The organism is Undibacterium sp. GW821-FHT11B02 (assembly GCF_058808955.1).
Genome location: NZ_JBXASD010000010.1, coordinates 193,163 through 219,442, shown reverse-complemented (window position 1 = coordinate 219,442; position 26,280 = coordinate 193,163). Strand labels below are relative to the sequence as shown.

The following is a 26,280-nucleotide window of genomic DNA, read 5'->3' as shown; positions in this document are numbered from 1 at the left end:
CTCAGGTAGGACGCTCCATCCTGCATAGACAGAATGGAGCGCATGTTTGATTAGAACAAGTCAGCTTCGAGTGCCAGCAAATTGGCAGAACCAGAACGTGCCTGGCGGATCAGCATCGCTGTTTCCGGATACAAACGGGCAAAATAGAAACGCACAGTCGCCAGTTTCGAGATATAGAATTTGTCGCCAGAATCCTGCTTTTCAAGAGCGATCTTGGCCATTTGTGCAAAGAAATAGCTATACACCAGATGACCGACTACACGCAGATACGGTACAGCAGCAGCGCCGACTTCATCCGGGTTCTGGAAGGCTTTCATACCGATTTCCATGGTCAGCTTGGTGACTTTGTCGCCCAGTTCAGCCAATGGTGTGATGAATTCTGACAGTGCTTCGTTAGTACCATTGGCTTCAACAAAGGCCTGAACCTTGGCACCAAATTTACGCAGTTTTGCACCGTTGTCCATCAGGATTTTGCGACCCAGCAAATCCAGTGACTGTACTGTATTCGTACCTTCATAAATCATGTTGATACGGGCATCGCGCACATATTGTTCCATACCCCATTCAGCGATGAAACCGTGGCCGCCATACACTTGCAGACATTCAGAAGTCGCGGTCCAGGCATTGTCAGTGATGAAGGCTTTGATGACTGGTGTCAGCAGAGCTACTTCGTCAGCGCAATCCTTGCGTACCTGTTCATCAGGGTGGTTCAATTCTTTATCCAGTTGCAGGGCAACGTAGGAACAAAATGCACGTGCGCCTTCAGCATAGGCTTTTGCGGTGAACAACATGCGGCGTACATCAGCATGAACGATGATAGGGTCAGCTGGTTTGTCCGGTGCCTTAGGGCCAGACAGGCTTCGCATCTGGATGCGGTCTTTGGCGTACACCAGGGCATTCTGGTAAGCCACTTCTGTCAGCCCCAGACCTTGCATGCCAACGCCCAGACGTGCGGCATTCATGAACACGAACATCGCGTTCAAACCCTTATTAGGGCCACCGATCAGCCAGCCAGTTGCGCCGTCCAGGTTCATCTGGCAAGTGGAATTACCGTGGATGCCCATTTTTTCTTCGATAGCGCCACAGAAGATAGGATTGCGTGCGCCATTGCTACCGTCAGCATTTGGCAGAAATTTAGGTACGATAAACAGGGAAATACCTTTCGAACCTTCTGGCGCACCTGGCAGACGTGCCAGTACCAGATGGACGATATTGTCCGACATATCATGTTCGCCGGCAGAGATGAAAATCTTTGCACCTGTGATTTTGTAGCTGCCGTCAGCCTGTGGTTCTGCTTTGGAACGCAACATGCCCAGGTCAGTACCGCAATGTGGCTCGGTCAGGCACATGGTGCCAGTCCAGTCACCAGAAATCAGCTTAGGCAGGTACAGGGATTTTTGTTCTGGTGTGCCATATTCATGGATACATTCGTAAGCACCATGCGACAAGCCTGGGTACATGGACCAGGCCTGGTTCGCTGAATTCATCATTTCATAGAAAGAATTGTTGACTACCAGTGGCAAGCCCTGACCGCCGAATTCCGGGTCGCAAGACAATGCAGGCCAGCCAGCTTCCACATATTGTTTGTAAGCTTCTTTAAAGCCTTTTGGTGTAGTGACAGTGTGGTTGGTCTTGTCGTGGTGGCAGCCTTCGCGGTCACCGGAATGATTCAGTGGGAACAATACATTGGCAGTGAATTTGCCGCCTTCTTCCAGAATCTGGTTGATGATGTCGCCATCAACATCAGCATGCTTAGGCAGCTGTTTCAATTCTTCTTCAACATTCAACAGCTCATGCAACACGAACTGCATATCACGCAATGGAGCGATATATTGACCCATGATTTTCTCCTGACGGCAAAGTTATAACGTTATTTGTGGATACAAAACTTATTTGCGACGGTGCTTCAAGCGGTTTCTTTCACCGGCGCGTAATACTCGATCATTCGTTCAAATCCGACTTCAGCACGACCTACACTACCTGGTTTGCGCAAGAAACGCGCATCATGGTGCAGTGCCAGTATGAGGCCGTACATCTCATACACAATCTGTTCAGGGTCAACATCGTTACGCAAATGGCCCAGTTGTATCGCCTGCGCTGCTGCACGGTGCAAGGCCCCCTGCCACGCATGGACCATACCCACCAGCTCGTCCCTGATCGGCCCTGCCCTGTCATCGTATTCGGCAGCGCCACTGATATAAATACAGCCAGAGGCGATTTCTACCGTAACACGCTTGACCCACAAGGCAAACATGGATTGCAAACGCGGCAAACCACGTTCTTCTTTCATGCTGGGATAAAACACTTCCTGTTCGAAATGGTGGTGATACAGCTTCAGCACTTCGATCTGCAAGTCTTCACGCGATCCGAAATGGGCGAACACGCCAGACTTGCTCATGTTCATCTTGTCGGCCAGCAAACCTATGGTCAGGCCCTCAATACCGTCACGACTGGCGGCATCCAGAGCTACATCCAGAATGGCAGCACGGGTCAATTCCCCCTTGCGCATGAATTTTGATGTCATATTCATATTACATTGATTGTGTTGAGAAGATTCATGCTTACATAAACCAATAGAAAAAGTGATGCAAACAAATGAATTTATCGAACGCTCGTACTATTATGCACGGCGCATAAAATGTCAAACCAGATTCCGTCTTTAGAGGAGAGTATCTATTATGTTTTACCTCCTTGAATCCTGCTTGTGTCTTGCTGGTGGCCTCGCCTGTCACCGTGTTTTTTATCTTTTCATTGTTTTCAGCCTCATTTAACTGCGCGTCTGGTCCAATTGTCGCCTGTCACGCTTGGTAGGCCTGCCAGTCAGCGTGGCCGTTGGTTCACGGAAATACTTCCTGTCTTCTGCAGCTTTGGCGCGTTTTGCTGCGCTTTCGGCGGTTTCTTCATACATAGTCTGGGCAACCGTCGCTGGCCCGCGCATTTCCAGTATGCGCAACACCCTGACCTGCCAGACTTGCTCGGCCTGCTGCACCTCAATCAGGTCACCCACTTTGACGTTATGGGCAGGCTTGATACGCTGCTCGTTTTGCATTACACGGCCAAGTTCTATGGCATTGGTCGCCAGGCTGCGGGTTTTAAAGAATCTGGCTGCCCATAGCCATTTATCGATACGGGTGGTGTCGCTCATGAAAGATGTCGCTTTTCCTTGAAATTGAAGCTACGCAAAAGCCAAGCATAACCCTAAAAAATACGTCCATACTATTTTGATGCAATGTATGGCAGCTGAAAGGCAAATACAAGCCATTTTCGCCCAATTTTTGTGCATACAACAAAGCCCGTCAACAAGTTGAGCTATGTTGCAGTGCGCATAGACAATAAACTGAACGACCGTACAATTCGGCAAAGTTTTGCATTAATTTAAATATTCGCATGCTTGCCAATTTGGTCGGATCAGCTCATGAGCTCTGTTGAAGAACTAAGTGGAAAAAAGCGCGCAATTCTCATTGCCGCAGAGAAATGCTTCGCCGCACAAAGCTATGAAGGCGTCTCCATACGTGACATCGCGCATGAGGCTGGGGTGCCTATTGCCCTGATCGGTTATTACTTCGGTGCCAAGAATGAGCTGTATCATGCCATCTATGAGCACCACAGCGGCTATATTGCAGAACGCCTCAATGGCTTGCGCCACGCTCGCGCGCATAGTCCCCCCGGTGCCGCACTTGAAGCCATCATCGCCGCCTTTGTGCTGCCTGTACTCAAACTCAACGAAAAAGCCGAAGGTGCCAATTTCTCCCGGATGGTCATGCGGGGCGTCATTGACCAGCATGAAGCCAGCGAACGCATCACCCGCGAATTCTATGACCCCATGGCCCGTGAATTCATCGCTGCACTGCACGATGCCCTGCCCCACGCTCCCGCCGACAGCGTCTACTGGAGCTATCAGTTCGCCCTTGGTGCGCTGTTGCACCACGTCGTCGATACCCGCATAGAACGCCTGTCCGACGGCCTGTGCCCTGCCCGCCAGGCCGACCTTGCCGCCCCCCACCTGCTGCGCTTCATTACAGACGGAATACGGGCGGCCACGCGGGTGAGTTAACTGCGCTATCGCATGTAATACAATACAAAACCAACATATCAGTGTGCAGACGAATGGAAGCCATCATATTTATAGGATTACAGGCCAGCGGTAAATCTTCTTTTTACAAAGAGCACTTTTTCAATAGCCACCTGCGTATCAGCAATGACTTGCTGAAAACCAAAAATCGCCAGGCGCGCCTGCTGGATTTTTGCTTTGACACCAGCATGTCTTTTGTCATCGACAATACCAATGCCACTAAAAAAATCCGGGCAGACTATCTGGAACAGATCAAAGCCAGGCAATGGCGCGTAAGCGCCTATTACTTCAAGACCGACCTGGAAAGAGCCTTGACATGGAATAGTCAACGGCAAGACAAGGATATAGTTCCCAAGGTCGGAATACTGGATACGCATAGAAAAATGGAAATTCCCGACTATGACGAGGGCTTTGACCGTCTGTATTACGTCGATTTTATAGATGGAAAATTAACTGCCATCGATTGGAAAACATGAAGTTTGATGAACTTGAAAAAGTCATGCGTGCCTACGAAACAGCACATGATGACTGCGTCCCGATCGGGACTTATATGGTGGCACGCATAGACGGCCGTAGCTTTACGCGTCTGACCAAAGAAATCTGCGCGTTCGAAGCACCGTTTGACATCAGATTCCGTGACCTCATGGTAGAAACCTGCAAGCATCTGATGAACTGCGGTTTCAAGGTTGTCTACGCTTATAACCAGAGCGACGAGATTTCCTTATTGTTAGACCTGCATATCAATGCTTTTGGCCGCAAATTAAGGAAATATAATTCCCTGCTAGCAGGGGAAGCTTCTGCCAAATTCAGCCTGATGCTAGGTCAGGTGGCTGCCTTCGATTGCCGTATCTGCCAGTTACCAAGTGCGAATCTGGTCGTGGATTATTTTCGCTGGCGCAATGAAGATGCTCACAGAAATGCCCTGAATGCCCATTGCTATTGGCAACTCAGGAAAGAAGGCAAGTCACAAAACGAAACCACCAGCTTCATAGAAGGCAAGTCGCTGGCCGAAAAAGAAGCACTGCTGCAAAGCAGGGACATACACTTCGCCAGTCTGCCGCTTTGGCAAAAACGTGGCACCGGCCTGCACATGGTTGACGAAGAAAAAATTGGCTTTAACCCCAAAGAAAATAAAGAAGTTGTCAGCATAAGAAAAGTATTGAAAACAGACTATGAATTGCCGCAGGGGGACGCATATGGAGATTTTCTGTCAAATTTGTTAGCGAATAATGCAGACTGATCACAGTACAAATAATCAACAGCGATATCCTGCTTTGGCCTACGCGCTGGCCCCTTTATTTGCACCAGTCATCTGGTTCGTTACCGGGCTTATTAAAGATGTATCTGGCCGTGGATTAGGTCTTGCAGTACTTGGTTTCAAAGTCCTGTTCATGATGTCGCTATGTCTGGGGTCCTATGCCTTGTGCATACCCTTGTTGCGCATCTTGGACTCCTTGCTGCCCGAACTCCACAAGAGAATAAACGGTAGCATCCTGTCTGTAACAGTATTTGCTACAACTATGACAACGGTAACCGGAATCGTCTACGCGCAGCCCGATTTTCAAGATGCCAGCATACCCACCCGTAACATGTTTTACCTTGGGATCATGTTACTCATCTGCCTTGGTATGTTTATCGGCCTTAAAGACATCTTTACAGCCACAAATCACCGGCATTTCGCAGCCCGACTTACATGGATAAGCAAAATCCAAAACCGATGGGGAATATTAAGCATGCTACAAGGGATAGTGTCCATCACCCTGATCAGCATCGTGACTTATTTTCAATCCATCAATTTCCATGTAGATGTCTTGAAATTTTTTTCAAAAAAAGACGAGCACGACATCTACCCGGAAGAAGTATTCCGTGCGTCTGTATTTGATGTGAGTCCGAACGCTATTGTCGATTGGTGTTTTTATGCCGCAATCATCCTGGCGCTTGCAGCGATTACCTCTGCACTGGTAGCAAAAATCCAGAATGAAAATTCTTTATATCGCGCAACAGGATGTGTTTGCGGTGGATTAGCATTTGCCATCATTGACCCCAGGTTAGCGGTATATGCGATGGTCTTCTATGGCATCACTACTTACGCTCTACAGTTTAAAGTACGCTAAGAACTCAGGCTCCAACTATCCACCCTTCCAGCGCATCAAACTCAGGCAAGCCATAATTATTTTCCCGTCTTTGCCAGGCCCATGCGGCCAGCAGCATACATAGCACGGCATCCAGTAAATCGGCGCTACCATCGTCCACCAGTTCGGTTCTGAACTGCCCCATATCCAGTTTGATCTTCCAGGGCGTGTTGCCAGCTTCCAGTGCTTCGACTATCTGTACACGCGCCTGTCTGCGTTCAAGTGTCTGTTTGGTTTTATCGTCGCTCTTGTACGAGACTTTCGTAATGCTGCGTGCCACCATGCCAGGATAGGCTTCCAGCGCGATGCGTTGCGGGTCGCCCCCATGCATACCAGGTATGCTGACACCCGCGTCCAGCAGGCGCGGGGCACCTGCATGCAGCATATAGGCGACGGGTGGGTTGACCCATTTCATGGATGGCGAAGAACCTGCAGGAATGTCGGCGGCCCTGTGGGCGAATTTATTGCCAACTGTGCGGGCGTCGCAAAAAGCCTTGAATTGCAAACGCATGTCGGCTCGCGAAAGACTTTGCAGATGTCGCATCAAAGCTGGCCAATTGGTCGGCCAGCCCAGATGTTTCACCAATTCTCGCGGCAGAGAGAATGGCAGATCAAAACCTGCCAGCCAGGGGCCGGGCTGCATGAGCCAGATTTCAAACGCTGCAAAGTCAGACAGGCTGGTCAGTGTCTGCAATTGCAAGACATCTTCACGCAGTGTACCGCTGGCAATGGTGATGCATTTGCGGCGCGTTGGCGCTGAAGTAAAATCGACGCCGTGCAACTTCATCCGTAATGTCCAAATGTGACAATGCGCATCAGACCGCGGTAAACCAGATAGGCAATGCTATGCCAGACGTGTCTATACCAGGCTTTTTTATGAACGTCAGCGGCCAGAATTTCCACGCCATCGGCCAACCCCTGGTCCAGTTCACGTGACAGCATGGTGACAAAATCCCGGTCACGGACAACTATATTTGCTTCATGATTGACGAACAGACTCAGCCCGTCGAAATTGCTTGACCCCACGGTCGCCCAGTCTTCATCTACCACCGCAACCTTGGCGTGTAATTGCGTCTTGCGATATTCAACAATGCGTACACCTGCCTGCAACAGGCGACCATAAAAGGACTGTGCCACCGCATCCTGTAGCGCAAATTGACCAACACCCAACAAGAGCACGACGTCAACGCCGCGCGACGCCGCAGATATCATGGCACGTCTGAATTTTCTGCCAGGCGCAAAATAAGGCGTCACCAGAATGGCACGTGTTCTGGCTGTACCCAAGGCGTGCAGGTAAGCCTTTTGTATAGTGGTACGGTTACGTAAATTATCCCTCACCACCAGGGCGGCTGCCGTGATTTGCCTGCCTCCGCTTTTGGCATCAGCATGCAGATGCCGCATCAGTGCAAAGCGTGAACGGAAATCCAATCGTCCCAGTTTGCGCCATTGTGCATCCACTTCCAGATGTACATGCGCAACCAACGGCCCGATTACCCTAACAGCAAAATCCCAGCGCGGAAAAGGCAGGGGCCGGGCAGACCCATCATCTGACACTGCGTCATCAATAATGTTCAGGCCACCTACCATTGCGACCTGTTGGTCAAGCACACAAATTTTTCTGTGAGTACGGGCTAGCCCACGTGTAAACCAGGGATTGAAGCAACGACAATCGACACCGGCACCATTGAAACGCTGGGTCAGGTCAATGGCAGCCTGACGGTCGCTGCCTATCCAGTCGATGACGACCCGGACCTGCACGCCACGCGCGGCGGCCTGCACCAGTGCAGTCTGCACATCAACAGCTGTCTGGTCATTGGCGAAGATATAGGTTTCCAGGTAAATTTCGTGGCTGGCCTGATTGATCCCGCCGATCAGCGCAGGAAAAAACTGCGCGCCGCTGTGTAGCAGTTGTATGTCATTCCCAGCAACGAAATGCAGTTTGCTCATGACATTTCAGCAGGTTTCAACAATTCCAGAGTGACCATAATCGGCACATGGTCTGATAGCGTGGTCCAGGGTGCTCCCGTAAGTACTTCTGCTCCTTCGACTTTAAAACCTCGCAAATAAACACGGTCCAGACACAACCATGGCAACCCTGCAGGAAAAGTACGGGCATGGCGTCCCTTGTTTTTGACAAACAGGTTACGCATATTTTTCAATGAAAAACGTGACATGCCGTGACTCGCATCCACATCAAACGCCTCAAACACCCCCAACTCCTGATACAGGGTCTGACTAAGCCGCTGGCTCCAGTCATTGAAATCACCAGCAATGACCAATGGTGCCTGGTCAGGCAAATCGCGTTTGATGGTGTGGATCAGGGCCTGTATCTGGCGTCGCCGACTGACAGCAAACAGACCCAGATGGATGACGAAACAATGCACATCCACTTCGCCCACACGTACTACGGCATGCAGTATGCCGCGTTGTTCATAGGCATGATCGGAAACATCGTGATTCACAAAGGACGAAATGGAATAGCGGCTCAGCAAGGCATTACCGTGATGACCATGTTCGTACACGGCATTCATGCCATATACAGCCTGGTGAGATTGCCCTGCCAGGAATTCATGCTGGCCTTCTTGTGGCCACAGCGTATGGTTTTCAGCATGCAGATCATGCTGGCCCTGCACTTCCTGCAGGAATACGAGATCAGCGTTCAGCAGGTCTATGGCATCCTTGATGCCATGTATGCGCGCCTTGCGCCCAAATGCACTGACGCCCTTGTGAATGTTATAAGTGGCGATGCGCAGCTTCATTGCGGCTCTCTTTAACTGTTAAGGTCGGCATTGGCCCGTATCATTTCAGGCAATTGCAGAATGGCTTCAGCATTCGATGCAGAAAAACAGCGATCTGCCGCCTCGCGCCATGACAACCACTGATATTGCAAGTGCTCACGCGGTGCCAGACGCACAGGTACGTCGCGGCTGACACATAAGCCGAATACATGCTCCGTATTCCGTGTCACACCTGGGGCATAGCGGTGACGCCAGACGGGGTAAATGTCATATACGTTCGACAATTGCCAGTCACGCAAATCGAATTGTGTCGCATCAATACCCGTTTCTTCAGCAACTTCACGGATGGCGGTAGTCATCAGGGCTTCATCAGGCATATCTTTGGAACCAGTGACCGATTGCCAGAAACCGGCTTTATCAGCACGCTCCAGCAAAAGAACATCAAGTGACGGGGTATAGATGACGACAAGAACAGATTCAGGAATTTTATACTCGGGCATAGTGCTTATGGATGCCGGGCAGAGCCATACAGGTATCTTCAACGACACCATTTTAGCGCCTTTACGCTAAGCATTTTTGCAATTGTGCAAAGTAAAATGCCGCCCCGTAAAACTTGTTACACAGCGCAACATCAAAAACCGGGCGCTTGCCCATCATATTGACAGGCTTAGGCAGGGCAAAGACTAGAAATCATTCCATCAACAGGAACGATCTCCAATTATTTAGCGAAATAGGTACCAACGCAGATCATGCTTTCACCAGCACCGCGTTCGCAATACGAACGTTTCAACTCATACGACTGGGTTGCCGGATTATTGAATTTATAAGGGCCATACCAACCTTTGGACGATGCCTTAACGAGATCTATCATGCCTTTGATAAAGGCATTGCCATCCACGTCTTTCATGGAAATCAGATTTTTCCCGACCATTTTTGCATTAGCACCCTGCGCCAGACAATTACCGTCAAAGTCATAGACAAATACATACAGATCCTTATCTTTGAAGGCGCCATCTGGATGGTCAGTAAACGCTTTATAAGCTTTTTCTATTCCAGCTGATTTGACCAGTGCGACAGCCTTTTTCACCATATCTTGCGCTTCGGCTTCGCTACCATGTTCTCCAGCTGCATAGGCCATGCGGGTCAGTGCGACAGCCGCCAGCGCGACTACAGGCATTATTTTTCTGAACAAGTCACCCATATTTTCTCCGTAAAATAATTATTTATCCGCAAGTCAGCCCCTGCCTGCAGCGCGCCTAGTTTCTTTATAGCAGCTTTTATTGGCTGTCCAAGAAAATGAAACAAGAGTTCACACTAGCATGTTATTACGACGCTATTTAGATCTGGCGCAAATTCAACGATAGACACGGATAAGGTATTTGCATCTGCAAACATGGCCTCTCTTTCCCTGCACCACGACACATGGCACTGGTCCAGACAGATGAAAAGTAAAAAGGTCTGCAACGCAGACCTTTTTAGTGAAATCACGGGTGTAACTACCGATCAAACTACTTCTTGACGGGCACTGCAGGCGGCAATTCTTTTTCCTGCAACTGCCTGACTTGTGGCACCAGCTTGTTGTGTGCATCCAGAAAGGCTGCAACGATGACCTTGGCTTCATTGGTATTGCTCCAGCCTGCACCAAAACCGCCACCGCCCGCACCGAAGCTTAAGCCACCCATACCCAGATCAGTCGACTTGGCAGAGCCGGTTGATGCTGCCAGTTGCTCTGTTGTTTCATTGTCCGTCAACAACAAGGCCACCTGGGCTTCCTTAAAACTGACTTTTTCGGCATAGCCGGTAAAGTTTTTCAGGATAGGGATCATGCCCATGATGGCACCAATACCGCCACCGGCCTTGCTTTCTGAAAACGTCAGGCTGGGCGTGATGGTGTATTGCGCTTCATAGCCCTTGCCTTTGGCAACGGTAGAATTTTTACGGATGATGCCCTGGTCTTTCAGTTCTTGTTCCTGTATCACTGCCTTCAGGCCGGATGAACGATCAACCACCCGGAAGCAACCGCTTTGCTGTGCCAGCAAACGTATCAATGGCACTGGTGACGTAGGCAGGTTGTACTGACTGCTCATCACATAACCGTTTGGGTTTTCCACCAGTGACAGGGTTGCCACTGGTGCATCGCACTTCACCAGGCTCTTGCTGGCACCTTTGGCACCGGCAGGACCGGCAGCGCCGGTCACTTCAGACGAGCCTTCACCCAATTCGGTTTTCTTTTCACCGCAGGCAGCGAGAAACAGACTGGCACTTAACAACAAAAACAGGGCTTTCTTGTTACTGGCTTGAATGTTGAAATTCATCGTCGTTTCCCGCGTTGGTCAGTAAAAATCAGGCGATTTTTGGTTCGGTCGTACGCAAGCGGATATGCAGTTCACGCAATTGTTTTTCATCCACTTCAGATGGCGCTTGTGTCAACAGACATTGTGCACGCTGAGTTTTCGGGAAAGCAATTACGTCACGGATGGATTCTGCACCGGTCATCATGGTAACGATACGATCCAGGCCGAAAGCCAGACCGCCATGTGGAGGCGCACCGTATTGCAATGCATCCAGCAAGAAGCCGAATTTCAATTGTGCTTCTGCATCATCGATCTTCAATGCGCGGAATACTTTGCTCTGTACGTCAGCACGGTGGATACGTACAGAACCACCGCCCAGTTCCCAGCCGTTCAGAACCATGTCATAAGCTTTGGCGATACATTTACCCGGATCTGTTTCCATCAAATCTTCGTGACCATCTTTTGGCGCAGTGAATGGATGATGCGTCGCAGTCCAGCGATCGTTTTCTTCATCATGTTCAAACATCGGGAAGTCAACTACCCACAATGGCTTCCAGACATCGTCGAACAAACCATTGGATTTGCCGAATTCACTATGACCGACTTTGACGCGCAGTGCGCCGATCGCGTCATTCACAACTTTGGCTCTATCAGCACCGAAGAAAATCAGGTCGCCATCTTGTGCGCCTGTACGTTCCAGGATTTGTGTCAGGGCTGCATCATGGATGTTCTTGACGATAGGCGATTGCAGACCGTCACGGCCTTGTGCTTTTTCGTTGACCTTGATGTAGGCCAGGCCTTTGGCACCATAAATGGCGACGAACTGCGTGTAAGCATCGATTTCAGAACGTGGCATATTGGCACCGCCTGGTACACGCAAACCAACCACTCGGCCATTCACCATATTCGCGGCACCGGCGAAGACTTTGAAATCGACATCTTTCATGACATCTGTCAAATCTGTGAATTGCAGCTTGACACGCATGTCTGGCTTGTCTGAACCATACAGGCCCATCGCTTCCGCATAGTCCATGACGGGGAAAGGATTTGGCAGGTCGATGTCCAGCGTGTTTTTGAAGACCAGACGTATCATGCCTTCAAACATGTCGCGAATTTCCTGCTCATTCATGAAGGAAGTTTCGCAATCGATCTGGGTGAATTCTGGCTGACGGTCAGCACGCAAATCTTCATCACGGAAACACTTGGTGATCTGGTAGTAACGGTCAAAGTTCGCCACCATCAGCAATTGTTTGAACAATTGCGGCGATTGTGGCAGGGCAAAGAAGTTGCCAGCGTTCACACGAGATGGCACCAGATAATCACGTGCGCCTTCTGGTGTGGACTTGGTCAGCATCGGTGTTTCGATATCAATGAAGCCGTTCGCGTCAAGGAACTTGCGCACTTCCATAGTTACCTTATAACGCAGACGCAGGTTGTTTTGCATTTGCGGACGACGCAAATCCAGCACGCGGTGAGTCAGACGTGTGGTTTCAGACAGGTTGTCATCATCCAGCTGGAACGGTGGCGTAACGGAAGGATTCAATACTTCCACTTCATGCGCCAGCACTTCTATCTTGCCAGATTTCAGATTTGCATTGCCTGTACCTTCTGGACGACTACGTACCAGACCTGTAATCCGGAGGCAGAATTCATTACGGACCGTTTCTGCAGCTTTGAACACGTCAGCACGATCAGGATCGCAAACAACCTGCACCAGACCTTCGCGGTCACGCAAGTCAATAAAGATCACGCCGCCGTGATCGCGACGACGGTGCACCCAGCCACACAGGCTGACGGTTTGGCCGAGTAATTCCTCTGTAGTGAGGCCGCAGTAATGGGTACGCATGGACATATTTCTTACCTGTCTGTATTCAAAATTAATAATGATTTGATGCGGTGGGTAACCACATCATTTATTTGGTGGGGAGATGCTCGGGAGCCACCACGCCCATGGAAACAATGTATTTAAGTGCGGCATCCACACTCATATCCAATTCTATCGCCTGTTCTTTCGGCAACATCAAAAAGAAACCAGATGTCGGGTTGGGTGTCGTTGGCACATAGACGCTGACAAATTCACCTTTTAGGTGATTGACCACATCGCCACCAGGTATACCGGTCAGGAAACCAATCGTCCAGCAATCGCGACGCGGATATTCAATCAGCACCGCCTTGCGAAACGCATTACCTGAGGACGAAAACAATGTATCCGATACCTGTTTGACGCTAGAGTATATCGAACTGACGATGGGAATGCGCTGTAACAGGCTTTCCCATGCCTTGATGACATAGTTGCCGATAAAGTTCTGTGCCAGTAAGCCAGTAACAAAAATGATCAGCAGGGTCAGCACCGTACCTATGCCCAGCACCTGGAAACCAACCAGTTTTTCTGGTCGCCATTCAACTGGTAACAATAGCAATGACTGGTCCATGGTACTGATAATGGCATGCAGCACCCATAGCGTAATTGCCAGGGGCACTAAAATTAGCAAGCCAGTAATAAAGTATTTACGCATGGTAATCGATTCACTTTTGATAAATATGACAAAACGAACTGGGCAAATGCCGGTCAGACAGCCTGATTACCTTCTGTTGATGTCGACGATGCCGGGGTCGGTGCCGAGACAGAGGTAGCAGCTGACTCAGTTGACGCCGGTGCAGGTTCGCCTGCTGGTGCAGTTGCTGCTGCACCGCCGGAACCACCACGGAAGTCAGTCACGTACCAGCCAGAACCCTTGAGTTGGAAGCCGGCAGCAGTGACCTGTTTCGTAAAAGAAGATTTGCCGCATGAGGGGCAAACACTCAACGGATCATCGGAAATCTTTTGCAATACATCTTTGGCAAATCCGCATTCTTGACAGCGGTAAGCATAAATCGGCATGGCTTTGCCCCTAAAAAAACTGATAAAACCCTGAATTATAAAGGTTTTTGATCAGAATTTGCGCATTGCATCACAGCCATGCCTGTGCCAAGCCTATATCGCCATCGTCTTGCGGCTCAACTGGGGCAGTAAAGAACCCAGAATCATCCCTGTCATGCTCATCAATACGCCTACCAGTTGTGGCGGCCACAAGCCTTCAGGAGCCAGGATTTCCATGCTAACCCAGGAAACCAGCCCAAGAATGATGGATGCCAGACCACCCTGTGTCGTAGCGCGCTTCCAGTACAGGCCAAAGGCCAAGGGCACAAAAGCAGCCACCAAAGTCACTTTGTAGGCATTCTCTACCATTTTATAGATACTGGATTCGGTATTCATTGCAAAAAGTGTAATGATCGTAGTAAAGACCAGAACGACTATGCGCATCATCCGCAGAAATTGCTTGTCACTTTGATTAGGAAAGAAAGGCTTCAGAATGTTTTCCGAGAAGGTCACCGAAGGCGCCAGTAAAGTTGCACTTGCACAACTTTTTATAGCTGACAGCAAGGCACCAAAGAACATCACCTGAGCCAGCATCGGCACCTTGGTCATGATCAGGGTAGGTAAAATCAGTTGTGAATCCTTGTCGATCAGGCTTTCCACCATTTTAGGGTCAATCAGGGTTGCCGAATACGCCAGGAACATGGGAATAAAGGCAAAGCAAAAATACAGTACACCGCCCAATACAGACGCATTTCCGGCAATTTTTTCATTTTTCGATGAAGCCACGCGCTGGAATACGTCCTGTTGCGGTATCGAACCCAGCATCATGGTGATCCAGGCGGCAAAGAACCACAGGCTTTCCTTGGCAGTAGGTGTTGGCCAGAAATCCAGTTTGCCGGCATTGGCTGCATGTTCTATGACCACGCCGGCACCGCCGACCATGCCCGACACTTCCCAGCCTATATACAACATGCCAACCACGATGATGATCATCTGCAGGAAATCCGTGATGGCCACCGACCACATCCCGCCCATCAGGGTATAGATCAGGACGCTGCCAGCACCAATGATCATGCCCACATCCATGGGAATATAACCGCCAGATACCACACTAAAAACCAGACCCAGCGCCTTGATCTGTGCAGCTACCCAACCCAGATAAGACACCACGATGCACATCGTCACCATGATTTCAGCAGTGCGGCCAAACTTGTTGCGGTAATAATCGCCGATCGTCAGCAAGTTCATGCGGTACAAAGGACGGGCAAAGAACAGGCCTACAAATATCAGGCACAAAGATGAGCCAAAGGGGTCAGCGACCACACCTTTCAAGCCGTCCTTGACGAAAGTCGATGAAATGCCCAGCACCGTTTCGGAACCAAACCAGGTCGCGAACACCGTTGCCGTCACCACATACATGGGCAGGGAGCGTCCAGCAACCGCATAGTCTTTGGAATTGTTCACGTAACGGGCGGCATACAGACCTATCCCCACAGAGATGACCCAATACAGAATGACGAACCAGATTAGTGTATTCATGAATAGATGCGTGATGACGTCAATAAAAAACCCGCTTTTTTGCTGCGGGCATTATAGTCGTAAGTTACACGAAGTTTGAACCTGAAACAGGTGATTTTGTAACAGATCGAAGCTTTATTTTCTGTACGGAGCGGCATGGCAACACAGAAGGACGAATTTGCCTTTTAAATAAACCATTTGCACAACAAAAGTGCACCTGAATTTGCCTGCAAGCGGCAAGAAGGGCACACCAATCGCAGCGGTGAAAATGTAAAAATTTGTGATATAGCAATGACTATTGTAGAATCAGGGACGACTTGCAATTTTTGCAGGTTACCTAATAAATCAAGCCGCTTACCTTTTTACAGGTTTAAGGCAATTCTAAGATAGGGATATCCATGGAACTGACAAGCACCCAACAAGGCTACGGACCAGCGCGCGAGCGTTTTATCAGCAAGACTTTCAATCACCTCGGTGGTGCCATTCTCGGTTTTACCGCGATTGAGGTCATCTTATTCAAAACCGGTGTAGCAGAAGTATTGGCCAAAGGCATGATGAGCATGTCATGGCTTATCATTCTTGGTGCCTTCATGCTGGTGGGATGGCTGGCATCACGCACAGCCCATACAGTAGAAAGCCTGGCCATGCAATATGTGGCGTTGGCTGCCTACGTTCTGGCTGAAGCCATTATCTTCATTCCTATCCTGTTTATTGCCAATCAGGTTGCTCCTGGTGCAATCGCCAATGCTGGCCTGATTACTGTACTGGCAACCATTGGTCTGGTCGGCGTAGCCTATATGTCTCGCAAGGATTTTTCCTTCTTGGGCAGTATCCTGAAATGGGCTGGCCTGGTAGCACTGGTACTGATCGCAGGTGGCCTGATATTTGGTTTCCAGCTTGGCTTGTTCTTCAGCGTTGCCATGGTCGCACTATCTGGCGCAGCGATTTTGTATGACGCGTCGAATGTCATCCATCACTACCCAGAAGATCGTTATGTCGGCGCATCACTGCAGTTGTTTGCCTCTGTCGCCATGATGTTCTGGTATGTACTGCGCATCCTGATCAGCTTGCGCGATTAAGTTTTAGTTTCAACATGCGCTGCCGTCCTGGCAGCGCATGGCATTTCCTGCATCCTCCGCTACACTGTGTATCACCACCTGATCTGCCCCCCCCATTACCGCTTAATCCTGAAATTTATGGTCAACAAGGCCTGGTCCAGCAAATAACTGGCTTTCGATAACAAATCTACTGCACCCAAATAAAACTGCGGGTTGATCTTGTCTGCCGTATCCGTAGGCTGATGGTAATCGGCATGGTCTTCAACACCGAAATAGATATGTGGTACACCTGCCGCAAAGAAAGGATAATGATCTGACTGCCTGGTCCAGTCATCAGCACCCTGCTCTGGTCTGTCGTGTCCAAACATCAGCTTCACGCCCTGATTGCCGTCCAGCGGGGCCAGCAAGGTTTTTAATACGGGTAATTGATGTGTGCCGCTGGCATACAACTCACCTTTGTCGCCACGGGCAATCATGTCGAAATTCATCATCATGCCGATACGTGCCAGATCAGCTGCAGCCTGCGCCGTGTAGGCACGAGAACCACCCAGATTGACTTCTTCGGCATCAAATAGAATAAACATCACATCATGCCTGGGTGGTGTCTTTTTCATGGCGTTGGCAATTTCCAGGACCGCAGCAACACCAGAGGCATTGTCGTCTGCACCGTAATAGATATTGCCATCACGTACACCCAGATGATCATAGTGGGCAGCAATCACCATCCTGGCCGCGCTAGCATGGTCTTCCAGACTACCTGGGCGGCAAGCCAGAATATTGCGCCCTGTCTTGCTTTCTCCAGAGCGCGTCTGAAACCTGAATTCCTGCACGAAATCCGGCCCGCACGGCACAACACCGATCTGCTTCAGTCGCTGGATAATATAATCACGTGCTTGAGCATTACCCGCACTATCACTGGCCCGGCCCGCCATTTCTGCACGGGCCAGGTACTGAACATCTATCAGCACTTGCGGTTTTGCCTCTTCTGCCAACGCTACACCACTCGCGCCCGCCATTACAAGCAGACTCAAAAATGAGACACACACAAACAATCTAGAAAATTCAGGCATATAACACATCACATTCAAGATAAAACAGCAGATTCCGGGGTATTCCAGGCAAAGTCAGAGACACAATTTGCCATTAAGTTCCATCAAATTGGGCAGCCACAAAAACATCAGAACTCACTTCATCAATTGGGATAAAACCTGTTCTGGTACTGATATCGACAGTATCCACTGCTTTACAAGCTTGCAATTTCCATCAGACCATGGCATAAACGCCGACTTGATAGCCGTATTGTGCTTCTGTTGATTTGAAATCATGCCTGTATTAACACGCTGATGGCTCACGCCTTGCCAAAATATCCTATTGATGTTGAATCCTGAAAAATTTGTCCTGACTACCGAAGCTGGATTTGACGCTTTGGCAGCGCCCTGGCGTCAGTTGGAGACCCAGGTTGCACATTTGTTGCCCTTCCAGACGTTTGACTGGAACCGGGCCTGGTGGTCCATTTTTTCAGACTCTTCGTGGTTCCACAAAGATGAACTGGCCATCTGCGCCTTGTATCGTGAACAACAGCTGGTTGCCGTCATGCCGCTGACCAATACCCACGTCGGCCTGCACAGTCTGTTCATCTACCGCTATGTACGCCCCTTTGGTGCTGACCCTAACCTGACTGAAATTCGCATACCACTGGCACTGCCAGCTTATACCGAAACCATATTGCAGCAGTGGGAAGACTTATCGAAACAGGAAATCTTTGGCTTGACCGAATTCCAGGTCATCCATACCAAAGAACAAGCAGCCCATTTTCTGGCTACGAATGCAGCTGTTCATCCATTGGAAACAAGAGATATCCCAAATTTCATCCTGCATCTGGATACTGATTGGCCAAGCTTCAAAGCCGGGTTGAAACGCAATATCAAGGAATCCTTACGCCATTGCTATAACTCACTGGCCCGTGATAACTTGCAAGTCAGCCTTCAAGTCTGGCGCGGCGGTACCGCAGTCAGGGAAAAAATTGTTGATTTCTATGCCCTGCACAGCGCCCGAGCAGCAGCGACCGATACGGTAGAGCATCCTGACTATTTTGCGGATAATAAGCATCGCGCCTTTATCCAGGCGTTGCTGGACAACGAATTTTCCAGCAGGATCATGCTGTTTGGCCTGGAATTAAATGGCAAAACTGTCGCCATGCGCATGGCTTTCGATATGGGCGACGAGTTATATCTGTACTATTCAGGTTATGACTTGCAATATGCAAAATATAGCGTCATGACGACGCTGTTGGCAGAAATCATACAGTGGGCATTTACACAAAACCTGAAACGCATCAATTTATCCGTAGGCGACGACGTATCCAAAACCCGCTGGGGCCCTGGCGTCACCAACTATGTTGAATACCAGTGCGTCAAAAATAATCACTGGCGCAAAAGCCTGGGGAAAAATATCCTGAAGATACGCAAGTTGCGCAAATCGTGGTCAGCTGGCAAACAGGAATAAGAAGGAATTAGTATGATAGACGCATTAATCGCCGGACGGATTTACGGACAAGTCGAAGAACGTTCAGGACAAAATGGTTCTGTGTATGTCACCTGCAAAGTGCGTGCGGCAACAGATGACGGAGAATTTATCATCTGCAATGTGATTGCCTTCAACGATGCGACACGCAATACTTTGCTGGGCCTGGGTGATGGCGACAGCCTGTCATTATCCGGCGCATTGACACCCAAGGTCTGGACTGACAAACAAGGCAAAGCCAGGCCCGCACTGGATTTGATCGCGCATGCCGTGATCACGGCGCATTTGAATACATCTGAGTAAACGTTGATAGCAAGGGTGCGCCACGCGCACCGTTCAGCAAAAATTGATTGGTTGAGATGGTGTGCGTAGCGCACCCTACAGTCGAAATTCCTACAAACCTGCACCTACTTCACTAACACCAGCAAACGATTATTGGCGGGCATCGCCACATCTTCCAACAAGCGCATGCCGTACTGGTCAGCCAGCCCGTTGATCTTTTCTATGTCACGTATGCCCATATGCGCAGCCTGCTGTTTTAGTGAGGCATCAAACTGCTGATTACTAGCGCTGGTGAACTGGCCTGCATAATTGAAAGGGCCATAGATACAAAAACGTCCTCCGTTTGCCAGCACGCTTGCTACGCCGGCAAACATCAACTGCACTTCTTCCCATGCCATGATGTGACAGGTATTGGCGGTGAAGACCGCATCAAACTGCCTTTCTGGCCACGGGTTTTTGCCTATATTTAATTCTAGCGGCGGCAGCACATTTGGCAACGCTGCCTCGTCCAGCCATGCCGTGATGCCGGGATGGTATTCTGGCCTGTCACTGGTTTGCCATTGCAGATGTGGCAAATGCAGTGCAAACGTCACGGCATGCTGGCCAGTGCCGCTGCCAATTTCCAGCAAGCTATGGCAGTCCGCCAATATGGGTGAGATGACTTGCAGGATTGGGCCGCTGTTTCTTTCACAGGCGGCGGAATACGGTTTGTTCATGCCAGCACTTTCCTTGATTTACTTGGTTGCCTTGATCGTGGCACTACTCTACGTTGAAACAGACAAAGCCACAATCAGCTAATTTTGCCATTCGCATAATTAATGCGATACTGGCAAAAAATTTAATCAATGCAAATCAACGCAACATCACACCATCAGGAATATTCATGCAAAAGAAATTGATCGCTATTGCCGCCTTGTTACCCCAACTTGCGCTGGCACAAAATACGTCAAATTCAAAAATCGCCAATGTTCTGGTCTACCCCGGTGGTGCCAGTGTCGAAAGACTGGCCAGAGTAGCCGCTGGTGCCAGGGAGTTGAAGATCAATTGCCTGTCTGCGCGCTTTGACGTTGACTCTCTAAAAGTACAGGCAGATGCCGGCATACAGGTCGGCGACATCAGCGTACAAACATTGGACAGGACGCGTGCGCCAGAATGTGCGAATACCATTCTGGATTTGCATATACGCGAGCTGCAAGAACAAAAAGCCAGCGTCAGCGCCGATAGCGATGCGCAAGATCTGGTGATCGGTTATTTGAAGAGCTTTGGCAATGAACGCCAAAGCAACAACGGCGCTGTCGTCACCACGGCAGAGCAATTACGCCGCACCGGACTGGATGCCTTGCAACGCCGCCTGAATGCGCAAAAACGCTTGAACGAAATAGAGCAGCAATTAACACCACTGTTAGCTGAGCAAACGCGGCAATTTCAGGCTAACCCTCAAGTACGCAGTGTGCAAATTCGACTGGCGGCACAAACCGAAGGCGAAGTGAGATTGTCTTATCGCTTGAGTCAGGCCGGCTGGACACCCGTCTATCGCGCTTATCTGGATACTAGCAAATCGCAGGTCAGACTGGAGCGCCATGCGCAGGTCGCCCAGAACAGTGGTGAAGACTGGAATGGGATCAATCTAAAGCTGTCAACATCACAAGCCAGTCAGTCCAGCCAGTTGTATCCCCTGTATCCATGGACGTTGACCATCATCCCGCCCGCTCCTAAAGAACCACAATACGCGAGTCCCATGATGATGACACCACCAGCACCAGCGCCAGTAGCCAGGGCGATGACTTCCGCTGGCGACAGCAGCGTTGCAGAAATGCCCAGTTTTGATGTCAGCGTCTTTCAAAGTGAATATGCTGCAGAGTTTCAGGTGCCGGGCAAAATCAACTTGAACAGCGATGGTCAGAAAACCGGCTTTGCATTGGGCAGCCAGATCATTGATGCACAAGTGCTGGTGCGCGTGCAACCCAAGCAAGAGGCACAGGCTTATTTGCTGGCCAATGCTGCCCGCCCTGCCGGGTCGTGGCCAAGCGGCAACCTGCAGTTATACCGCGATAATGATTTTATCGGCCAAAGTCTGCTGGCTTTCGGTGGACAAGAAAAACTGGAATTATTCTTTGGCCGCGACAACATGGTCAGGGTCGAAGTCGAACCAGAACAACGCGACGACGCCAACAAGGGCTTCATCAACAGCCGCATAGAGAAAAAGTTCACTCATGCCTACGTGATAGAAAACAATCACAAAACTGCAATCAATCTGCAAGTGCTGGAAGCATCACCAGTTGCGCGTCATGAAGACATCAAGGTGGACACCAAATTCACTCCGGAAGCCACGCAAACCAGCTGGAACAAGCAGCCCGGCATCATCGCCTGGCAATTGCCACTGGAGCCTGGCAAAAACTTGAAATTCAGGGCCGACTATACCATCAGCTATCCAAAGGATGCGATGGTGAATGGTTTACGTTGAACACCATTAAATTACACGAATTTTGAGATGTACTTATTACCTTAGGTTCCAAGACTCACATTGCGCCTTGTTCATGCCGGGGCAAATCAAACCCCGGCGTGCAAACTCAAAATTTGCCAAACTGCAAACCCCAGCAGCAAGCAACCACCAGCACGGTTAATCAACGTCATTATTACTGCGCTAATTCTTTTGCGTATCAATGCGACCCCGGTACTCAACATCAACCACCACAAGGCAGACCCCAGAAATACGCCTGCGACCATGAAAGCAGCGGCAGAAGGATGCACGGCAACCGGACCCGCGATGCTGGCGAATACCGCTATGAAAGAAACGATAGTCATGGGGTTGGTGATGGTCAGCAAAAATATGGACACAAATGCCTTCATCACAGGCAGCCTGTTTGTCGTACTTTGATCTACAAGCTGTGCTTTGTTTAAGACCAGCTTGCCTCCCATCCATGCGAGAAACAAGGCACCACCGATGGCCAGCGGTGTACTCAGTGACACAAAATAGTCGGTGACGGCCACCATGCCGAACGCACCCACAGCACCATACACGGCGTCGGCACAGGCCGCGCCCATACCACTGACAAAGCCGATGCGCATGCCGTGTTCCAAAGTGCGCTGTATACACAACAAACCAATAGGACCAACCGGTGCTGCAATGGACAGCCCTATCAGCATTGCCTTGAAAAATAAACTCCACTCCATGGATACACCTGACAATAAAAAACATACAACAAGTATGAAGATTTTTCCTCAGCATTCACATGGAAAATTTCAGGCAAAACTGCTACATTGCCTTAACTATTCTTGCGAATCTGCATCTGGACTTAAATATCATGGATATCGACGCCAAAGCCTGGAAAATCCTGGCAGCCCTGCAACGTGACGCCCGCATTTCCTTAAAGTCGCTTGCTGATGAAGCAGGTTTATCCCTGCCTGCCACATCTGAAAGAGTTAAGCGCCTGGAGGAAGCAGGTGTCGTCAGAGCTTATAGAGCAGAAATAAATGCCGAAGCCATCGGCTTGCAAGTCCAGGCTGTCATTGGCATCACCGTGCCGCAACCACAAAAGGCCAACCTGATCACCCTGCTCAAATCCCTGCCTGAGGTATTGGAATGTCTGCATGTCGCGGGGCAAGACTCTTTCCTGTTACGTGTGGTAGCGACGGACTTGCGCCATCTGGAAAGTTTTGTCGGCAATATCAATCACTATGGAGAAACCCGCACCTCCATCATCATGTCGGCACCGATACCGCTACGCGCATTGACACCCATGCCAAATCACAAAAAGTAAGACTGTTGGACCACAGGTTTGTGCTACATCAAACCTTGTGTCCGAAACCACCTGAACTAGTTCCATCGAGGAATGGTCTTTAGTTCGTCAACAGCCTAGTCTGAACTCCACTATTAAATTCAATATGCATATGGAGTTGACATGCAGCGCAGAATATTCATCACAGGTGGCCTCATCATGGCTGGGGCCTTGTCATTGCCATTCACCGCACTAGCCCAGGTGGCAAACATCAACGACGCCATCAACAAGGCTGGTCGCCAGCGTATGCTGACACAAAGACTGGCCAAGGCTTATCTGCAAATCGGTCAGGATGTGGAAACAGAGACATCAAAGAAAATCCTTGATCAGTCAATGTCCAGTTTCGACCGCCAACTGGTAGAGTTACACGCATTTGCCCCGACCACAGATATACGCAGTAATTTGTCCCACATGGAACAAACCTGGCAGGAATACAAACAAACCCTGGTTGGCAAGACACCAAATAAAAGTGACGCGAAGATCGTATTAAATCTCAGTGAAAATCTTTTGCAAATGGCCGACGAGGTGACCACGCAACTGGAAAAACATGCTGGTGGCACCACAGGAAAACTGGTCAATCTGGCGGGCCGTCAACGCATGTTATCGCAACGTCTGGCCAAGTTGTATCAAGCAACAAACTGGAATATCGCACCGACCAATGCAGCAGCCATTATAGAAACCACTCGCAAGGAATTTTCCACCGCCATGCAAACCCTGCAAGCCGCCAGCGGCAGCAATACCCGGCTGAAAGATGAATTGTTATTGGCCCAATCCCAATGGGTCTTTTTCGAAACGGCACTGAGCCAAAACGGCGACGGAAAACAGCACCGCCTGTCTGCCAGCAACGTGGCAACCACCAGTGAACGGATACTGGAAGTGATGGACAAGGTTACCGTGATGTATCAGCAATTGACTGTCTGACTTCCAGCCCAGAAAATTTCACGTCCGTTTCCAGCCAGCCCAAATAGAAGTCAAGTCGCATACTTCCTCCATCACCACCAACAAGCGAGGAAGAAATGCACATCAACAGCGAATCAGCCATTCTGTATTTTGGTACACCAGTCATCCTGGTCAGCACTGTCAATGAAGACGGCAGCTTTAATCTGGCTCCTATCTCATCTGTCTTCTGGCTGGGCTGGCGTGCCATCATAGGTGTTGGCTCCAGCTCACAAACAGCACGCAATCTGCAAAGAAACGGCCAATGCGTGTTGAACCTGGCATCCGTCAAAGAAGTCGAAGCCGTCAACCGGCTGGCACTGACCACAGGCTCAGATGCCATGTCACCCTGGAAAATGGCACGCGGCTACAGGCTGGAGAGAAAGAAATTTGAACTGGCAGGCTTGACGCCAAAAAAATCTGAAACGGTCACTGCAGCACGTGTGCAAGAGTGCCTGGTACAGCAAGAAGCCACGGTCGCTACCATGCATGGCATCGCCGATGATGAAGCCATGCTGCGCGGTGGCATCCTGACATTTGAACTGCGTGTTCAACGCCTGCATGTGGATGCATCCATCCTGCTGGATGGCAACCCTGACCGTATAGATCCAGATAAGTGGCAGCCTTTGATCATGAGTTTCCAGAAATTTTACGGCCTGAATAATCAGCAATTGCATGCATCCACCTTATCCAGCATACCGGCGAAAGCTTACCGCAGCCCGGATGTCGATAAGGCGCGCAACATCCCTTCACTACCAGAACTCATTTCATAAACAGGGATGACCTCCGGTGCGCGTTGACGGCAACCTAAACCCGCATCATGGAAGCTGTCCTGGGTTTGGACAAGAGTTCGGCAAATACCTGCCAGCGACTTTGTTCATCCCCTGGCCTGGCCAGTTTTTCTACATACGCCTTGGTCATATCCTGGCCAAGGTTGTAATTGATGACGTAGGAACGATGTCTTTCCATGAAACGCAAACGCTGTCTGGATCTGGCTTCGTCCGACAAGGCATATTTCATCAGCATGGCGACTGCGGCTTCCGTGTCGATGTCACCATCCAGATAAAGCCTGGCAACCATATTGCCTGCATACGACAGCTTTTGCAGCACCGCCTGCACCTGGTAATAATGTTCCACCTTGGACGGGTCTATGCCCGCCAGCGGGAATAGTTGAGCCTTTTCAAAAGCCATCCGTTCTTCATGCGGGAAAGCGACTTCGATGCCGTAATTGGCGCTGCCCTCTGCCAGAAAAGACATGGGGGAATACAGTGGATAAACGCAGTATTCAACCCAGCCGTTTTCATTCACCAGATGCTTTTCAATCAGCAAATTGAAGACATGGTGGCCGGGGTACCCCTCATGGCTGGCCAGGTCGATGGCGCGACTGATGAACATGGGGAAATCAGTATTCACCTGTATCAGGCTATAGCTATTGCCCTTGTACCAGTTGTAGGCACTCCAGACCTGGTCCTTCACATATTCAACCTTGAAGCTTTCTCCCTCCGGCAAGCTGATGTATTTTCTGGTACGCGCTCTTGCTTCATTGATGGCAGTGCTAAAGACTGCATCAAGCTTGTCTTGCGGAATTTCAAATTGCTTGTTGTAGGCACTCAGACGGGTGTTCAAATCACCGTCGCCAGGCAAAAGCTGATCGAGTTCAATCAGGATGGGCTCAAAATCAGCCGGACTCAAATCAGGCGAGCAGGCGTCATACAAAGCCAGGGATTCTTCATTGAAGGGTAATTTCGTCCCCGCCAGGTGAGCGATGTAGGTACGCAAGGCAGCAACATGCAAACGCAAAAAGTCCTGGCGCAACTCTTGTCCGGCAACCGCTGGCGGCAAGGCATGCATCTGCCTGGTCAATTCTTCTGCCTGTTGCAAAAGTTCAGGCAGGGGTAACTTTTGACTTTCTTCTTGCCATTCTGGCGGACCATAATAGGCATCAACATAGCCAGGATCATGCTGGCCGGTGGCCAGTACCAGTTTTACATAGGCTTCGGCAAGTTGATTGAGTGTCATGGGATATCCTGATTTAGATTTGTTGCAAGTATTTTATAGTGCTTGGACCACGCATGCGCAGTCAAGTTC

28 protein-coding genes are annotated in these 26,280 nt (G+C 49.8%); 11 read left to right on the top strand and 17 right to left on the bottom strand.

What is annotated here, in order from left to right:
- Positions 1 to 50: 50 nt before the first annotated feature.
- From AC1RVX_RS21735 to AC1RVX_RS21725, 3 genes are all read right to left on the bottom strand, one after another.
- Positions 51 to 1,841, bottom strand: a complete 1,791-nt coding sequence (locus AC1RVX_RS21735) for an acyl-CoA dehydrogenase C-terminal domain-containing protein (protein ID WP_493218660.1) — start codon at positions 1,839 to 1,841, stop codon at positions 51 to 53.
- Between the two features lie 65 nt (positions 1,842 to 1,906).
- The gene (locus tag AC1RVX_RS21730; RefSeq protein ID WP_493218701.1) at positions 1,907 to 2,509 is read right to left on the bottom strand and encodes a TetR/AcrR family transcriptional regulator; all 603 of its coding nucleotides are present in this window, start codon (positions 2,507 to 2,509) and stop codon (positions 1,907 to 1,909) included.
- 258 nt (positions 2,510 to 2,767) lie between these two features.
- On the bottom strand, positions 2,768 to 3,145 hold the full coding sequence (locus tag AC1RVX_RS21725) for an RNA-binding S4 domain-containing protein (RefSeq protein WP_493218659.1): 378 nt from the start codon (positions 3,143 to 3,145) through the stop codon (positions 2,768 to 2,770).
- A 270-nt stretch (positions 3,146 to 3,415) separates the two neighbouring features.
- On the opposite strand from AC1RVX_RS21725, the gene AC1RVX_RS21720 reads away from it, so the two are divergent.
- From AC1RVX_RS21720 to AC1RVX_RS21705, 4 genes are read left to right on the top strand one after another with little or no spacing between them, the layout of a single operon-like run.
- Positions 3,416 to 4,054 carry a TetR/AcrR family transcriptional regulator gene (locus tag AC1RVX_RS21720; protein WP_493218658.1) on the top strand — a complete coding sequence of 213 codons (639 nt, stop codon included), beginning with the start codon at positions 3,416 to 3,418 and terminating at the stop codon, positions 4,052 to 4,054.
- Positions 4,055 to 4,107: 53 nt separating this feature from the next.
- Positions 4,108 to 4,548 carry an AAA family ATPase gene (locus tag AC1RVX_RS21715; RefSeq protein WP_493218657.1) on the top strand — a complete coding sequence of 147 codons (441 nt, stop codon included), beginning with the start codon at positions 4,108 to 4,110 and terminating at the stop codon, positions 4,546 to 4,548.
- The gene (locus AC1RVX_RS21710; protein WP_493218656.1) at positions 4,545 to 5,312 is read left to right on the top strand and encodes a tRNA(His) guanylyltransferase Thg1 family protein; all 768 of its coding nucleotides are present in this window, start codon (positions 4,545 to 4,547) and stop codon (positions 5,310 to 5,312) included. Before AC1RVX_RS21715 ends, AC1RVX_RS21710 begins: the two co-directional genes overlap by 4 nt.
- Positions 5,302 to 6,186 carry a hypothetical protein gene (locus AC1RVX_RS21705; protein ID WP_493218655.1) on the top strand — a complete coding sequence of 295 codons (885 nt, stop codon included), beginning with the start codon at positions 5,302 to 5,304 and terminating at the stop codon, positions 6,184 to 6,186. Before AC1RVX_RS21710 ends, AC1RVX_RS21705 begins: the two co-directional genes overlap by 11 nt.
- A gap of 4 nt (positions 6,187 to 6,190) precedes the next feature.
- On the opposite strand, the gene AC1RVX_RS21700 is transcribed toward AC1RVX_RS21705, so the two are convergent.
- The 10 genes from AC1RVX_RS21700 to AC1RVX_RS21655 all read right to left on the bottom strand — a co-directional run bounded on the left by AC1RVX_RS21700 (position 6,191) and on the right by AC1RVX_RS21655 (position 15,635).
- Positions 6,191 to 6,991, bottom strand: coding sequence for a DUF429 domain-containing protein (locus AC1RVX_RS21700; protein WP_493218654.1), 801 nt, complete (start codon positions 6,989 to 6,991; stop codon positions 6,191 to 6,193).
- Entirely contained in the window at positions 6,988 to 8,151 is a 1,164-nt protein-coding gene (locus AC1RVX_RS21695; RefSeq protein ID WP_493218653.1) for a phospholipase D-like domain-containing protein, read from the bottom strand. Before AC1RVX_RS21695 ends, AC1RVX_RS21700 begins: the two co-directional genes overlap by 4 nt.
- On the bottom strand, positions 8,148 to 8,963 hold the full coding sequence (locus AC1RVX_RS21690; protein WP_493218652.1) for an endonuclease/exonuclease/phosphatase family protein: 816 nt from the start codon (positions 8,961 to 8,963) through the stop codon (positions 8,148 to 8,150). Before AC1RVX_RS21690 ends, AC1RVX_RS21695 begins: the two co-directional genes overlap by 4 nt.
- Positions 8,964 to 8,974: 11 nt before the next feature.
- Positions 8,975 to 9,442 carry a dihydroneopterin triphosphate diphosphatase gene (gene nudB, locus AC1RVX_RS21685; protein ID WP_493218651.1) on the bottom strand — a complete coding sequence of 156 codons (468 nt, stop codon included), beginning with the start codon at positions 9,440 to 9,442 and terminating at the stop codon, positions 8,975 to 8,977.
- Positions 9,443 to 9,660: 218 nt separating this feature from the next.
- Positions 9,661 to 10,143, bottom strand: a complete 483-nt coding sequence (locus AC1RVX_RS21680) for a cache domain-containing protein (RefSeq protein WP_493218650.1) — start codon at positions 10,141 to 10,143, stop codon at positions 9,661 to 9,663.
- 307 nt (positions 10,144 to 10,450) lie between these two features.
- Positions 10,451 to 11,257, bottom strand: coding sequence for a CsgG/HfaB family protein (locus AC1RVX_RS21675; protein ID WP_493218649.1), 807 nt, complete (start codon positions 11,255 to 11,257; stop codon positions 10,451 to 10,453).
- Positions 11,258 to 11,285: 28 nt separating this feature from the next.
- Positions 11,286 to 13,088: an aspartate--tRNA ligase gene (gene aspS / locus AC1RVX_RS21670; RefSeq protein ID WP_493218648.1), complete on the bottom strand. Its 1,803-nt coding sequence runs from the start codon at positions 13,086 to 13,088 to the stop codon at positions 11,286 to 11,288.
- Between the two features lie 61 nt (positions 13,089 to 13,149).
- Positions 13,150 to 13,752, bottom strand: a complete 603-nt coding sequence (locus tag AC1RVX_RS21665; protein ID WP_493218647.1) for a DUF502 domain-containing protein — start codon at positions 13,750 to 13,752, stop codon at positions 13,150 to 13,152.
- A gap of 53 nt (positions 13,753 to 13,805) precedes the next feature.
- Entirely contained in the window at positions 13,806 to 14,117 is a 312-nt protein-coding gene (locus tag AC1RVX_RS21660) for an FmdB family zinc ribbon protein (protein ID WP_493218646.1), read from the bottom strand.
- 93 nt (positions 14,118 to 14,210) lie between these two features.
- Positions 14,211 to 15,635, bottom strand: a complete 1,425-nt coding sequence (locus AC1RVX_RS21655) for a high affinity choline transporter 1 (RefSeq protein ID WP_493218645.1) — start codon at positions 15,633 to 15,635, stop codon at positions 14,211 to 14,213.
- 377 nt (positions 15,636 to 16,012) lie between these two features.
- Between AC1RVX_RS21655 and AC1RVX_RS21650 the strand changes: the two genes are divergently transcribed.
- Positions 16,013 to 16,693, top strand: coding sequence for a Bax inhibitor-1/YccA family protein (locus tag AC1RVX_RS21650; protein WP_493218644.1), 681 nt, complete (start codon positions 16,013 to 16,015; stop codon positions 16,691 to 16,693).
- Between the two features lie 95 nt (positions 16,694 to 16,788).
- Here the strand turns inward: AC1RVX_RS21650 and AC1RVX_RS21645 are convergent, their stop codons facing one another.
- Positions 16,789 to 17,703 (bottom strand): M20/M25/M40 family metallo-hydrolase, encoded by a 915-nt coding sequence (locus AC1RVX_RS21645; RefSeq protein WP_493218643.1) that lies wholly within the window; start codon positions 17,701 to 17,703, stop codon positions 16,789 to 16,791.
- 343 nt (positions 17,704 to 18,046) lie between these two features.
- Here AC1RVX_RS21645 and AC1RVX_RS21640 point away from each other — a divergent pair, with 343 nt between their 5' ends.
- Both AC1RVX_RS21640 and AC1RVX_RS21635 read left to right on the top strand, forming a co-directional pair.
- A complete protein-coding gene (locus AC1RVX_RS21640) occupies positions 18,047 to 19,177 on the top strand; it encodes a GNAT family N-acetyltransferase (protein ID WP_493218642.1) in 1,131 nt (376 codons plus the stop codon).
- Positions 19,178 to 19,189: 12 nt separating this feature from the next.
- Complete coding sequence (locus AC1RVX_RS21635; RefSeq protein ID WP_493218641.1) at positions 19,190 to 19,498, top strand: single-stranded DNA-binding protein; 309 nt, start codon at positions 19,190 to 19,192, stop codon at positions 19,496 to 19,498.
- 104 nt (positions 19,499 to 19,602) lie between these two features.
- Here AC1RVX_RS21635 and AC1RVX_RS21630 read toward each other — a convergent pair whose 3' ends face one another.
- The gene (locus AC1RVX_RS21630; protein WP_493218640.1) at positions 19,603 to 20,193 is read right to left on the bottom strand and encodes a DUF938 domain-containing protein; all 591 of its coding nucleotides are present in this window, start codon (positions 20,191 to 20,193) and stop codon (positions 19,603 to 19,605) included.
- Positions 20,194 to 20,360: 167 nt separating this feature from the next.
- Here AC1RVX_RS21630 and AC1RVX_RS21625 point away from each other — a divergent pair, with 167 nt between their 5' ends.
- Positions 20,361 to 21,941: a DUF4139 domain-containing protein gene (locus tag AC1RVX_RS21625; protein WP_493218639.1), complete on the top strand. Its 1,581-nt coding sequence runs from the start codon at positions 20,361 to 20,363 to the stop codon at positions 21,939 to 21,941.
- An 86-nt stretch (positions 21,942 to 22,027) separates the two neighbouring features.
- Here AC1RVX_RS21625 and AC1RVX_RS21620 read toward each other — a convergent pair whose 3' ends face one another.
- Positions 22,028 to 22,651 (bottom strand): LysE family translocator, encoded by a 624-nt coding sequence (locus AC1RVX_RS21620; protein WP_493218638.1) that lies wholly within the window; start codon positions 22,649 to 22,651, stop codon positions 22,028 to 22,030.
- Between the two features lie 131 nt (positions 22,652 to 22,782).
- Between AC1RVX_RS21620 and AC1RVX_RS21615 the strand changes: the two genes are divergently transcribed.
- From AC1RVX_RS21615 to AC1RVX_RS21605, 3 genes are all read left to right on the top strand, one after another.
- Positions 22,783 to 23,238, top strand: a complete 456-nt coding sequence (locus AC1RVX_RS21615; protein ID WP_493218637.1) for an Lrp/AsnC family transcriptional regulator — start codon at positions 22,783 to 22,785, stop codon at positions 23,236 to 23,238.
- A gap of 141 nt (positions 23,239 to 23,379) precedes the next feature.
- Positions 23,380 to 24,177, top strand: a complete 798-nt coding sequence (locus AC1RVX_RS21610) for a type IV pili methyl-accepting chemotaxis transducer N-terminal domain-containing protein (RefSeq protein WP_493218636.1) — start codon at positions 23,380 to 23,382, stop codon at positions 24,175 to 24,177.
- Between the two features lie 95 nt (positions 24,178 to 24,272).
- Positions 24,273 to 24,965: a flavin reductase family protein gene (locus tag AC1RVX_RS21605; protein WP_493218635.1), complete on the top strand. Its 693-nt coding sequence runs from the start codon at positions 24,273 to 24,275 to the stop codon at positions 24,963 to 24,965.
- 34 nt (positions 24,966 to 24,999) lie between these two features.
- Here AC1RVX_RS21605 and AC1RVX_RS21600 read toward each other — a convergent pair whose 3' ends face one another.
- A complete protein-coding gene (locus tag AC1RVX_RS21600; protein WP_493218634.1) occupies positions 25,000 to 26,211 on the bottom strand; it encodes a hypothetical protein in 1,212 nt (403 codons plus the stop codon).
- Positions 26,212 to 26,280: the final 69 nt, after the last annotated feature.